The organism is Azospira inquinata, assembly GCF_018905915.1.
Lineage (GTDB): Bacteria > Pseudomonadota > Gammaproteobacteria > Burkholderiales > Rhodocyclaceae > Azospira > Azospira inquinata.
Window position 1 is genome coordinate 186,721 of sequence record NZ_CP064782.1, and the last position, 11,448, is coordinate 198,168.

Below are 11,448 nucleotides of genomic sequence, written 5' to 3' on the forward strand. Positions count from 1 at the left end.
GAAGACCCCAAGGCTGGGGGAATCCCCTTCCCAGATCGGGACCGACGGCGCCCCAAAGGCGCCGCCCAAAAACTCAGTCCGCCCTGTCTTGGGATTCCGCCCCGGAATCTTCCGCCTCGGCGGCTGCGGCGGCGGCCAGCATGGCGGCCCGGGTCTCCGGGGTTTCCAGGGAAATGCGGCCCAGGGCCCCCGCCCGGTAATCGGTGAGGAAAATTTGGGCGGCCCGCTCCAGGTCCAGTTCCCCGCCCCGGCCCTTAATCAGGCAGCCCCGCTTGCGGGCCACCCCTTCCACCACCCCGATGGGGTCCAGGTCCGCCGTGGCAAAGCCGTAGCGGGCGGTAAGGCAGGCCGGATAACGGGTCAGGAGAACGCCCGCCAGAAATTCCGCCACTTCCTCGTCAATATAGGCATTGGTCCCCACCGCATGGCTGGCGGCCAGCATCAGGCCGTCCGCCGGATGGGCGATCCGGGGCCAGAGCATCCCCGGGGTATCCACCAGGGTCTGGCGGGGCCCCAGGTCGTAGCGCTGTTGCTGCTTGGTAATGGCAGGCTGATCCCCCACCGCCGCCACCCGGCGCTTCACCAGGGTGTTGAGCAGGGTGGATTTGCCCACATTGGGAATGCCCATAATCATCATGCGCAGGGGCTTGAGGTTGTCCTTGCGGTGGGGCGCCAGACTTTGGCAGAGGCTGGGCAGACGGGCCGCTTCCCCGGGCTTTTTGGCGGAAATGGCCACCGCCTTGATATTGGGCTGGGCGTTGTAAAAGGCGAGCCAGGCCTTGGTAGCCACCGGGTCCGCCAGATCGGTCTTGTTCAGCACCTTGAGGCTGGGCCGCTGCCGGTGACGGCGCAGTTCCTCAATCATGGGATTGCGGCTAGCCTCGGGCAGACGGGCGTCCAGCACCTCGATCACCACATCCACCTGTTCCATGGTCTCCGCCGCCTTTTTGCGGGCCGAGGTCATGTGTCCGGGAAACCATTGAATCGCCATGGGATTGCTGCCTAAGAGGAAAAAAGGGAAGGGAAAAACGCCGGGGGCCGCCATTATGGCAGGACTTGGGGCTAGGCCCAATCCCAAGGGCACGGCAAGGCCTGGGATTGGGCTGCCCGCCCCCAGCCATTCCCCCAAGCCGGGCGCTCCCGGGATCGAAGCCGGCTCTCCCGGAGTCAGCCGGAGAACGGGAGTCACCCGAATTCGCCCGGCATCACTTTTCCCAGCAAGGACCCGGCGCCTGGGGCGGACGCTCCCGGGCCCGGAGGCGGCACGGGCGAAAGCGTACAATAGGGGTTTTGGCTCAGCCTAGGGACGCTCCAACCCTGGTTTTGCTTCCCCATGGGTAAGCGCCGCCCCCACGGCCCCCATAGCCAGCCTTCCCCCGACCGAAAAAGCCCTAGCCCCTCGCCCATGACCCAGGACACGCCCCTCGCCCCCCCGCCCCCCTACGCCGGGCTGACGCCGGATTGCGTTCTGGATGCCCTGGAAAGCCTGGGGCTGAATCCGGATGGGCGGCTCCTGGCCCTGAACAGCTACGAAAACCGGGTCTATCAAATCTGGCTGGATGCGCCCCCCGGGGCCACGCCCCAGCCCCCCCTGGTGGTAGCCAAGTTCTACCGGCCGGGCCGCTGGTCCGACGCCGCCATTCTGGAAGAACACGGTTTCACCGCCGAACTGGCGGAGCGGGAAATTCCCGTGGTGCCGCCCCTGGTCATCCAGGGAGCCACCCTGCACCACCACGGCGGATTCCGTTTTGCCCTCTTCCCCCGCAAGGGGGGCCGGGCGCCGGAACTGGAAACGCCCCAGACCCTGGAGTGGCTGGGCCGCTTCCTGGGCCGCATCCATGCCATAGGCGCCCTAAAGCCCTTCCTGGCCCGGCCCACCCTGGATCTGGACAGCTTCGGGCTGGCTTCCCGGGACTTTCTCCTGGCCGGGAATTTTCTGCCCCCCGAGCTCCTCATCTCCTGGACCTCCACGGTGAATATGGCCCTGGACGGAGTACGGCGCTGTTATGACCGGGCCGGGGATATTCCCCTGCTGCGCCTCCACGGGGACTGCCACCTGGGCAATGTGCTGTGGGTGGAAGGGGGCGAGGCCCCCGGCCCCCATTTCGTGGATTTTGACGACAGCCGCATGGGTCCGGCCATCCAGGATCTGTGGATGCTCCTTTCCGGCGACCGGGGTGCCATGCAGTACCAGCTCACCGAAATCCTGGCGGGCTACGAAGACTTTGCCGAATTCCATCCCCGGGAGCTGTTCCTGGTGGAAGCCCTGCGCACCCTGCGCCTGCTCCATTACTCCGCCTGGCTGGCCAAACGCTGGGACGATCCGGCCTTTCCCGCCGCCTTTCCCTGGTTCCAAACCCCCCGCTACTGGGAGGAACGGATTCTGGAACTAAAGGAACAGATTGCCCTGATGGATGAGCCGCCCCTGGCGGCCTGACCTTTTTTCATTTTTTCCTCACCTTCCTCACCATGAATTTCCCCGTCTCTGCCCCCATCCCCCGATCTCTCTCCCTGGCCATCGCTGGCCTGGGCCTCTTGGCAGGCTGCGCCACCCAGGCCCCGGTGCCGGTACAACCGGCCCCCGCCCCGGCCCAGCCCGCCCCCACGACTCCAGCCGTGGCCCCCGGACTGCCGGTTACCCCCGGGGAACCCATCCAGGTCAAACCCCTGCCCCCGGTCCCTGCCCCGGCGCCCCAGGCCGCTCCCGCGCCTGCCCGCCCGGCCATGATCGGGGAAAAGGATGCCAAGGCCATGATCGCCCGCTACATCCCGGCCAAGGCCCCGGACCGCATGGGCTGGGCCGGGGACATTTACGTGGCCTTCGCCACCATGCGCATTACCGTGTCCCCCCAGAACATCTGCTCCGCCGTCGCCGTTATCGAACAGGAATCCAGCTTCCAGGCCGATCCGGTGGTGCCCGGCCTGGGCAACATCGTCTGGCAGGAAGTGGAAAAGAAGGCGGGCAAGTACCACATTCCCCTGGCCGTGGTGAAAACCGCCCTGCTCAAGCCGTCCAAGGACGGACGCAGCTACAAGTCGCGGATTGACGCCCTGCGCACGGAAAAGGAAATGGACGAGCTGTTCCACGAAATCATGGGGGAAATTCCCCACGGGGAAAAACTCTTCGCCCAGAAGGACCCGGTGAAAACCGCCGGTCCCATGCAGGTGAGCGTGGATTTCGCCCGGGAACACATGAAAACCCGGCCCTACCCCTACCGCCACGGGGGAGATATTCGTCCGGAAGTCTTTACCCGCCACGGAGGGGTCTATTTCGGCGTGGCGGATCTGCTGGATTACCCGGTGACCTACAGCCACCCCATTTACCGCTTTGCCGACTATAACGGGGGCCGCTACAGCAGCCGTAACGCCGCCTTCCAGTCCGCCCTGGCCCTGCTGGCCCACAAGAGCCTGGCGCCGGACGGGGATTTGCTGCGCTACGACGGCAACAACCAGCCCAGCCGGGAAACCAGTTCCACCCAGAAGCTGCTCTACGGCTTAACCGGCAAGCTGGGCCTGGGCAAGGGGGAAATCGACCGGGATTTGCGCCTGGAAAAGGAACCGGGCTTTGCCCAGACCGCCCTTTATCAGCGGGTCTTCGCCCTGGCGGACAAGGCCGCCGGGCGTCCTTTGACCAAGGAAATGTTCCCCCGCATCGACCTGAAGAGCCCTAAGATTCACCACCACCTGACCACCGAATGGTTCGCCCACAAGGTGGATGCCAAGTATCAGGCCTGTCTGGCCCGGGTGCCCATGCCCACGGCCCCCACGCCCCAGCCTTCCCTCTAGGGCCCGCACGGGCCCCATCCCCCGCCGGCGGCCCCCGGGCTTCCGGTGGGGAAATATCCCTGCAATCTGATTCAGGCAAACTGACGGGATAGGCCCGTCGAAGCCCGCCCTTGCCCCCTCCCCAATACCGGAGACAGGGGAACTTCCAGCGCCCTGACGCACCCAAGGGGCTTGGCCCCCAAGTCTGACGCCCGGAGAGGCTCCGGGCCCGATCCCGGCCCCCCTTCCACCGGCCCCAGCCCCCTGCCCGCCTTTCGGTGCCCAGGGGCGCCAGGCCGTTTTTTCACTCCTAGCCATCTGCCCTAATGAATCCAGCCATTACCCTTTCCCGCCCCGGCTCCCTTTGGGCCCGGAGCGCCTTCGGCCTGCTGCTCCTGAGCCTTTCCGCTGTCCTCCAGGCCGCCAGCCCCATGAACGGCGCCGGTTCTTCCGCCGCCCACCCGGTCTATCGCATCTGGGACGAGCAATACGCCAAAACCGGGGGCGCCCCCCTCAGTTACGACCCCGCCGGTTCTTCCGCCGGGCTGAAGAAAATCGCCGCCCATCAGGTAGATTTCGGCGCCTCCGACATTGCCCCCGCCAAGGACGCCCTGGCCAAGGCCAATCTGGTCTTTTTCCCCACCGTGGTCACCGGGGTCGTGCCCGTGGTCAATCTGCCCAAGGAGGGGGGCCCCCTGGTGCTCAACGGGGAAACCCTGGCCCGCATTTTCGCCGGCCGCATCACCCGCTGGGATGCCCCGGAGATCAAGGCCCTGAACAAGGGCCGCAGCCTGCCCGACAAACCCATCCAGGTCCTGGTCCGCGCCGATGGCTCAGGCACCACCTACCACTTCAGCACCTACCTGAGCCAGGTGGATGAGGGCTGGAAACGCAGTCGGGGTGCCGCCCCCCTCCTGCCCTGGCCCCCCGGCTTCAAGGCGGTGAAAGGCAGCCAGGGCATGGCCGACGGGGTGAAAGCCACCCCGGGCGCCATCGGCTACGTGGATTACAACTACGTGCAGGAAGACCACCTGAACGGGGTGGCGATGAAAAACGCCGCCGGCAACACAGTCCAGGCCGGGCCGGAAAGCTTCCGGGCCGCCCTTCTGACCAGCCCCTGGATGCAGGGCGGCGACTTCGCCCAGCCCCTCACCAATCAGCCCGGTAGCGGCAGCTGGCCCATTACCATGGGCACCTTCGTAGTCCTACCCCGGGTCACCGACCATCCGGAAAAAACCATCCCGGTGCTGCGCTTCTTCACCTGGGCCTTCATGCACGGGGACGATCTGGCCAAAAAAGTAAATTTCGTCCGCCTGCCCAACGCCATCCAGGCCAAAGCCTTCAAAGCCATCGCCCAGGTGGTGGACAAAAAGGGAACGCCCCTGGGGGTGGATGGGTTGCGCTGAGGGGAAAGAGCCTTGGCACGACCTTAGATGGACGCCAGGGCCTTATCAAAATAAGGAGGAGGAAAAGTATTCCTCCTCTTGCATAACTTCTGGCTTCCCAAGGCTTATTGAGGCCCCTAGCTTTGCTAGATTTGCATTAGCTGGGACGGTTTACAACTTACCCATGATTCCGGCCCATTAGCGTATTGCGCTATATTTCCATAAGCATATTTTTATCTCATGGAAAGACAACAATGGGCAGACGAAACGGTGTAGTTAGCCTGATTAACTCGATTGCGAGGGAAGCGGCAAAGGCTCAACGGCAAGCAGAAGCAGCCGCTCGACGGGAACAACGCGCAAGAATTGCACAAGCCAGAGAAGATGCCCGACAGGCTGCTGCCGACGCCCGAGAAGAAAAACAGCGTCACTTAGAAGCCCGTCAGGATGAAACTGATGACATGAATGCCGATCTCGCTTCTGAGATTGCAGAACTCACTGATCTGCTCATCCACACCCTATCTATCAACGACACGATCCGATTTGATGATCTTCGACTAAAAGACGACTACCCCCCATTCAAGATTCCCTCGTCTTTGGCTTCTGCCCCGGAAGCTCCCATCAAGAACACGATCCAACCTCCCGGTTTTTTCGCTCGCATAATTCCAGGAGCGACTCAGCGCTATCAAAAAGCCCTGCTTGCCGAGGAGCAACGCTTTAACGAGGAACTCAGCCTATATAAAGTGGAATGCTCCAGACATGCTGCGGCGATAGAAAAGGAACAAAAAAAATACAAAGAAAGCTATGACTTTTTCCAAACCAAAATTCAGCAGAGAAACCAGGAAGTGGATGAATTAGAAAGGACTTATCGCAATGGAGAACCGGATGCCGTTGTGACCTATAACACGATGGTCCTGGAAAAATCACAATACCCAGAGGCTTTCCCCCAGGAATTTCGCGTAGCTTATGTCCCAGAATCGAAAGAACTCGTAGTCGAATATGAGTTGCCGTCGGCCGCTACCATTCCCGAAATGGAGTCCTATAAGTACATAAAATCAAGCGACTCAATCGAGGGAAAACCCAGAAAAAAAACCGCCATCAAGGATTTGTATCAGGACATGGTGGCATCGATTGCCTTACGAACCATTCACGAGGTCTTTGAAGCCGATCAAGTAGATTGTATTCAGGCCGTCGTATTCAACGGTTTTGTCCAAGGCGTAAATCCAGCGAATGGGCAAGACATCATCTCCCATCTCATCTCAGTTCGAGCCACCAAAGAAGCGTTTTTAAGCATCGATTTAGCACGCATCGATAAAAAAGCCTGCTTACGCAACCTTGGCGCCAACGTATCTCCTCGCCCCGATGAACTGCAAGCGGTAAAACCAATTGTGGATTTCAATATGGTGGATCATCGATTTGTGGAACAGAGCGATGTACTAGCCGACCTCGACGCACGCCCCAATCTCATGGACTTGTCGCCATTCGAGTTTGAAAACCTGGTGAGTAATCTGTTTGATCGGATGGGCCTTGAGACCAAGCAAACAAGGTCATCCAGAGATGGTGGCGTAGATGCAGTAGCGTTCGATGCACGCCCGGTCCTGGGCGGTAAGGTCGTTATCCAATGTAAGCGCTACAGCAATACAGTAGGAGTGTCAGCGGTTCGAGACCTATACGGCACCATGCTTAATGAAGGGGCCAATAAAGGAATTCTGGTAACCACCAGCGGATATGGGCCTGACGCCTTCGATTTCTCGAAGGACAAGCCAATTGAACTCATCGACGGCGGCGGGCTTCTCTTCTTGCTCAACGAGGTTGGGGTAAAAGCGAGAATTATCTTCCCAAGCGACGCCTAAAACACCCCCTAGGGAATCGCCCCCAACATTCACCAAGTACCAGCCATTTTCAACAGGGGAAGCCGAGCATCATGGCGTAAAGCCACCGCGCCCCGCTTCCCCTGCCCTTAGCGTTCTTTCTCCCCCTTCAAACACACCGGCTCCAGGCTCAGGTTGTCCTGGTCGTTGCCCAGCCAGGCCAGGCCTTCCTGGATGGTGGCTTGGAGTTTCATGTTCCGTTCCGCCAGTTTGGCCAGGGCGGCCACGCTGTCCTGGGGCAGGCGCCAGACGGAGAGGTTGTCCAGACCGGCTAGTTTGGCGCCGGTCTGCTGCCACCATACGTCGGCGGAGCGGCCACCGTAGAGGTAGAGGGTGACGTGATTGGCCCGACCGCAGGCCCGGCGGATATCCCGCTCGTCGGGCTGGCCCAGGTCGATCCACCGTTCCACATTGCCGGTCAGGTCTTTTTGCCAGAGGTCCGGCTCGTCGTCGGTGGAAATGCCCCGGCCGAATTCCAGGGCCGGGTCGGCGTTGAAAATGAAGGCCAGCAGCCGGGCCATGAGCCGTTCGTCGGTTTCGGACGGGTGGCGGGCCAGGGTCAGGCTGTGTTCGGCGTAGTAATTGCGGTCCATGTCCGCGATCTGGACATCCGCTTTGAAAATGGTGGATTTGAGTGCCATGGCGGCATTTTACCGTGCCCCGGCCGGAAGCCGCCGGGCAAAGTCCGTTAAAATGGCGTTTTCGCCGGTGGGTGACCGTCCCGCCTTCGCCCCACCCAGGGGCCGGGCCCGGAAGCGGCCCCGCCGGCCCCATCCCCCACCCGAGGACTGCCATGTTTATTGCCATGAATCGTTTTCGCATCGCCCGGGGCCGGGAGGCCGAATTTGTCGACCACTGGCGCCACCGGGAAAGCTACCTGGATCAGGTGCCCGGTTTTCTGGACTTTCACCTGCTCCAGGGGGAAAGCAACGAGGAATTCACCCTGTTCGCTTCCCATACCGTCTGGGAGACGGAGCAGGCCTTTGAAGACTGGACCCGCTCCGAGGCCTTCCGCAAGGCCCACCAGGCAGCGGGCCAAACCGCCCGGGATTTGTACCTGGGGCCGCCCCAGCTGGAATTTTTCAACGCCGTGCTCTAAGGCCCCCGGGCCCCTTGCCCCTGCCTTAATTCCGGCCCCGGGGCCCCATCTGCCGCCCCAACCGCTCCGGCCCCAGGCCGGAGTTTTCCGCGAAAGCCCCCATGCTCAGCTACCGCCACGCCTTTCACGCCGGCAACCACGCCGACGTGCTGAAACATCTGATTCTGGTCCAACTGCTCCGCTATATGGTCCAGAAGGACAAGCCTTTTCTGGTGGTGGATACCCACGCTGGGGCGGGGGGCTATTCCCTGGAATCGGACTATGCCACCAAGCTGGGGGAATTTGCCGGAGGCATCGGCCGCCTCTGGCAGCGCAAGGATCTACCGGAAGCGGTGGCCGCTTACGTAGATCTGGTGCGCCGCTTCAACCGTAACGACCGGCTGCGCTTTTACCCCGGCTCCCCCTGGATTTCCTGGCAACTGCTCCGGCCCCAGGACCGGATGCGGGTATTCGAATTGCACAGCACGGACAGCCCCCTGCTGGCCAAGACCCTGGCGGAGGGCAAGCAGCAGATCCAAATCACCGCCGGGGACGGCTTCGCCGGGCTGCGGGCAGCCCTGCCCCCTCCCTCCCGCCGGGGCCTGGTGCTCATTGACCCCTCCTATGAGCTGAAGAGCGATTACCACGACGTGGTTCAGGCGGTACAGGAAGGGCTGGTGCGCTTTGCCACCGGCACCTTTGCCATCTGGTATCCCCTGGTGGCCAAGGTGGAAGCCCACCGCCTGCCGGAAAAGCTGGCCCACCTGCCCGCCCACCGCTGGCTCAACGTCACCCTCTCGGTACACAAGCCCGCCAACGACGGCTTCGGCATGGCGGGGAGCGGCATGTTCATCGTCAATCCCCCCTACACCCTGGAAACCACCCTGCGGGAAACCCTGCCCTGGCTGACCCAGGCCCTGGCCCAGGACGACCACGCCCAATTCACCCTGGAAGGGGGCGAAAACCCCGTCCCCACGGCCCGCAAAGCCCGACCGGATGAATACAGTCTGGAAGCCACCCCGCCCCGCCAGGCCCCGGTGGGAGCCAAACCCGGCGCCCCCCGCCGCCCGCCCATTCACCCCTTTGCCTTTCCCGGCGCCAAAGCCGAGGAAGGCCGGGGCCCCAAGCGCCCCGCCGCCCCTGGCCGCAGCGGCGCCAAACCCGGCACGTCGGAGGCAAAACCCCGCCCCCGTTCCCAAGGTCCGGCGACCAACTCCCGGAAAAAGCCCTAGGGAAAAGTCTTAAGCCAGACCCAGGGCGCGGAGGGGCCTCCTTGGGGGAATAGGTAGGGAAAGATCGACACGGGAAAGGAGGCCCCCAGCCTCTGAGGGCTCGCTAGGGCAAGCGCGGGCCGCGCCGTCTGCCGTCTGCCGTCTGCCGTCTGCCGTCTGCCGTCTGCCGTCTGCCGTCCCTGCGGCTCTGCGGCTCTGCGGCTCTGCGTGCCCGTTGCCCGTTGCCCGTTGCCCGTTGCCCGTTGCCCGTTGCCCGTTGCCCGTTGCCCGTTGCCCGTTGCCCGTTGCCCGTTGCCCGTTGCCCGTTGCCCGTTGCCCGTTGCCCGTTGCCCGTTGCCCGTTGCCCGTTGCCCGGCAAGGGTAGCTTGCTGCTTGTGCGCCGGAGATGTCTAGGATTATCGGGGCCTTGGCCCCATCAGCCCGCCCGGCCAGAAGCGCCACCCGGCCGTCGCCCCAGGTCTCTGCCTCAACCGAAGGACGCCTCCTCCGCCACCCACACCTCCGCCGCCCTTTCCCCCTGACGGCGATTATTCCTAGAGAGCTTGACCTGACGGCAACCGTCACCTTCATCCTGGGGCTCCTTTCATGATTAAGGAGCCCACCATGCCCCATCCCCACGCTCTTTCCGATGACCGTTTCCTCGCCGATTTCCTGGCCTGCCGTCTGCCGGCGGCGGGCTTTGACCACTGGAGCCACCTACGGGCGGCCTGGCTGCTGCTCCAGCGCCATCCCCTGGAAGAAGCCGTGGAACGGTGCTGTGACGGCATTGCCCGACTGGCCGCCCATCTGGGAGTGCCCGGCAAATACCACCGTACCTTGAGCGAAGCCCTGGTCCGCCTCATGGCGGCGGCCGGGGCCGTGGACCAGCCCTGGCCGGATTTTCTGGCGGCTAACCCGGACTTGGTGAACGACGCCCGAAGCCTGCTCAGCGGGTATTATTCGCCGGAAAGACTGGCCGATCCCCTGGCCTCCAGCACCTTTCTTTCCCCCGATCTCGCGCCCCTGCCCCCATGCCACCCCCTTCCGTCCCCCCCGGCTCCCTGACCCTGGGGCAACTGGCCCGCAGATCCGGCCTGGCCCGGGCATCCCTGCTCCATTACGAAGCCCTGAGCCTGCTCCTGCCAGCCTGTCGCAGCCCGGCCGGATACCGGCTCTACGGTTCCCGGGAAGTCGCCCGCCTGGATGCCATTCGGGATTTTCGGGAAGCGGGTCTGTCCCTCAAGGAAATCGCCGCCCTGCTCCAGGGCCAACTCCCCGCCCAAGGCCCGGCGGCCCTGCTGGAAGCCCGCCTTATCGCCCTGCGGGGCGACATCCAACACCTGCGCCATCAGCAACGCCAACTGGCCCGCCTCCTAGCCCAGCCGGAACTGCGCAGCGGCCGTCTGGCCCAGGGCACCGCCCCCTGGGTCGCCCTGCTGGGGGAAGCGGGCTTCAGCCCGGCGGACATGGACCAATGGCATCGGGACTTTGAACGGACCGCCCCCGCCGCCCACCAGGCCTTTCTGGCCGCCCTGGGTTTAAGTCCGGAGGACATTCAAAGCCTGCGGGAAAAATCCCGGGAACCCCAAGGGGACTAGACAGCGCCGAAAAAAAGGGCGGAAAGGTCCCAGACTCGCCCCCTCGGCTCGTCCCTCCCCATGGCCTGCATGGGGAGCCATCCCCGCCCATGCTGGCCGGTCCCGGCCGCAGGGTCGCCCGTTTTCCCTGTCCCTCTGTAGTACCGAAATTCCTTCTCCCTCTCCCCGAAGCGAGACAGCAAGCCGGGAGCAAGCCCCCCGTAACGGCGGAGCTAGGGAACGGTGGCTCCCCCACCATCCCCCGGTCTGTTGCATTCCCCCTGCATAGGGAGCCCCCTGGTCGCATTCGCCACACGCTTCTGGGGCAAAACCAACAATCGTTGTATTAAAAAATACATAACCGAATCACTGCCACGGGTAAGGCTTTTTAGGAGGTCAAACAATGGCTTGTTTACATTAGAAAATAATTATTTTCCCCAGGGCTGGCATTGTTAATGCAAAGGGCTATCCGCCAAACGTTATAGACGCAAAAAAATAACGAGCCTGCCCCCACCTCCCTTTCCCTGTCCGGCCTAACGCCGATTCCAGGAGCGGAGAGCAAGG

General features: G+C 63.1%; 10 protein-coding genes. 8 read left to right on the plus strand and 2 right to left on the minus strand.

The window, feature by feature from the left end; genetic code table 11:
• Positions 1 to 73: 73 nt before the first annotated feature.
• The gene (gene ylqF, locus Azoinq_RS00805; RefSeq protein WP_216127866.1) at positions 74 to 991 is read right to left on the minus strand and encodes a ribosome biogenesis GTPase YlqF; all 918 of its coding nucleotides are present in this window, start codon (positions 989 to 991) and stop codon (positions 74 to 76) included.
• Positions 992 to 1,405: 414 nt separating this feature from the next.
• Here ylqF and Azoinq_RS00810 point away from each other — a divergent pair, with 414 nt between their 5' ends.
• The 4 genes from Azoinq_RS00810 (at position 1,406) to Azoinq_RS00825 (ending at position 7,000) form a co-directional block, all read left to right on the plus strand.
• Positions 1,406 to 2,437, plus strand: a complete 1,032-nt coding sequence (locus Azoinq_RS00810; RefSeq protein WP_216127865.1) for a serine/threonine protein kinase — start codon at positions 1,406 to 1,408, stop codon at positions 2,435 to 2,437.
• A 32-nt stretch (positions 2,438 to 2,469) separates the two neighbouring features.
• Positions 2,470 to 3,786, plus strand: a complete 1,317-nt coding sequence (locus Azoinq_RS00815) for a DUF1615 domain-containing protein (protein ID WP_216127858.1) — start codon at positions 2,470 to 2,472, stop codon at positions 3,784 to 3,786.
• Positions 3,787 to 4,091: 305 nt separating this feature from the next.
• Positions 4,092 to 5,171, plus strand: a complete 1,080-nt coding sequence (gene pstS, locus Azoinq_RS00820; protein ID WP_216127857.1) for a phosphate ABC transporter substrate-binding protein PstS — start codon at positions 4,092 to 4,094, stop codon at positions 5,169 to 5,171.
• A 233-nt stretch (positions 5,172 to 5,404) separates the two neighbouring features.
• A complete protein-coding gene (locus Azoinq_RS00825; RefSeq protein WP_216127855.1) occupies positions 5,405 to 7,000 on the plus strand; it encodes a restriction endonuclease in 1,596 nt (531 codons plus the stop codon).
• Between the two features lie 107 nt (positions 7,001 to 7,107).
• Here Azoinq_RS00825 and Azoinq_RS00830 read toward each other — a convergent pair whose 3' ends face one another.
• Positions 7,108 to 7,659: a YaeQ family protein gene (locus tag Azoinq_RS00830; protein ID WP_216127853.1), complete on the minus strand. Its 552-nt coding sequence runs from the start codon at positions 7,657 to 7,659 to the stop codon at positions 7,108 to 7,110.
• A 152-nt stretch (positions 7,660 to 7,811) separates the two neighbouring features.
• Here Azoinq_RS00830 and Azoinq_RS00835 point away from each other — a divergent pair, with 152 nt between their 5' ends.
• The 4 genes from Azoinq_RS00835 (at position 7,812) to Azoinq_RS00850 (ending at position 10,905) form a co-directional block, all read left to right on the plus strand.
• Entirely contained in the window at positions 7,812 to 8,117 is a 306-nt protein-coding gene (locus Azoinq_RS00835; protein ID WP_216127851.1) for an antibiotic biosynthesis monooxygenase family protein, read from the plus strand.
• A gap of 101 nt (positions 8,118 to 8,218) precedes the next feature.
• Positions 8,219 to 9,328 carry a 23S rRNA (adenine(2030)-N(6))-methyltransferase RlmJ gene (gene rlmJ / locus Azoinq_RS00840; protein ID WP_216127850.1) on the plus strand — a complete coding sequence of 370 codons (1,110 nt, stop codon included), beginning with the start codon at positions 8,219 to 8,221 and terminating at the stop codon, positions 9,326 to 9,328.
• A 603-nt stretch (positions 9,329 to 9,931) separates the two neighbouring features.
• Positions 9,932 to 10,372, plus strand: coding sequence for a hypothetical protein (locus Azoinq_RS00845; protein ID WP_216127847.1), 441 nt, complete (start codon positions 9,932 to 9,934; stop codon positions 10,370 to 10,372).
• Entirely contained in the window at positions 10,339 to 10,905 is a 567-nt protein-coding gene (locus Azoinq_RS00850) for a MerR family transcriptional regulator (RefSeq protein ID WP_216127845.1), read from the plus strand. Before Azoinq_RS00845 ends, Azoinq_RS00850 begins: the two co-directional genes overlap by 34 nt.
• The last annotated feature ends 543 nt before the right edge of the window (positions 10,906 to 11,448 follow it).

Bases quoted from the DNA above. Each gene is read 5' to 3' on its own strand.
- ylqF (WP_216127866.1), bottom strand. From the start codon at position 991: ATGGCGATTCAATGGTTTCCCGGACACATGACCTCGGCCCGCAAAAAG.
- Azoinq_RS00810 (WP_216127865.1), top strand. From the start codon at position 1,406: ATGACCCAGGACACGCCCCTCGCCCCCCCGCCCCCCTACGCCGGGCTG.
- Azoinq_RS00815 (WP_216127858.1), top strand. From the start codon at position 2,470: ATGAATTTCCCCGTCTCTGCCCCCATCCCCCGATCTCTCTCCCTGGCC.
- pstS (WP_216127857.1), top strand. From the start codon at position 4,092: ATGAATCCAGCCATTACCCTTTCCCGCCCCGGCTCCCTTTGGGCCCGG.
- Azoinq_RS00825 (WP_216127855.1), top strand. From the start codon at position 5,405: ATGGGCAGACGAAACGGTGTAGTTAGCCTGATTAACTCGATTGCGAGG.
- Azoinq_RS00830 (WP_216127853.1), bottom strand. From the start codon at position 7,659: ATGGCACTCAAATCCACCATTTTCAAAGCGGATGTCCAGATCGCGGAC.
- Azoinq_RS00835 (WP_216127851.1), top strand. From the start codon at position 7,812: ATGTTTATTGCCATGAATCGTTTTCGCATCGCCCGGGGCCGGGAGGCC.
- rlmJ (WP_216127850.1), top strand. From the start codon at position 8,219: ATGCTCAGCTACCGCCACGCCTTTCACGCCGGCAACCACGCCGACGTG.
- Azoinq_RS00845 (WP_216127847.1), top strand. From the start codon at position 9,932: ATGCCCCATCCCCACGCTCTTTCCGATGACCGTTTCCTCGCCGATTTC.
- Azoinq_RS00850 (WP_216127845.1), top strand. From the start codon at position 10,339: ATGCCACCCCCTTCCGTCCCCCCCGGCTCCCTGACCCTGGGGCAACTG.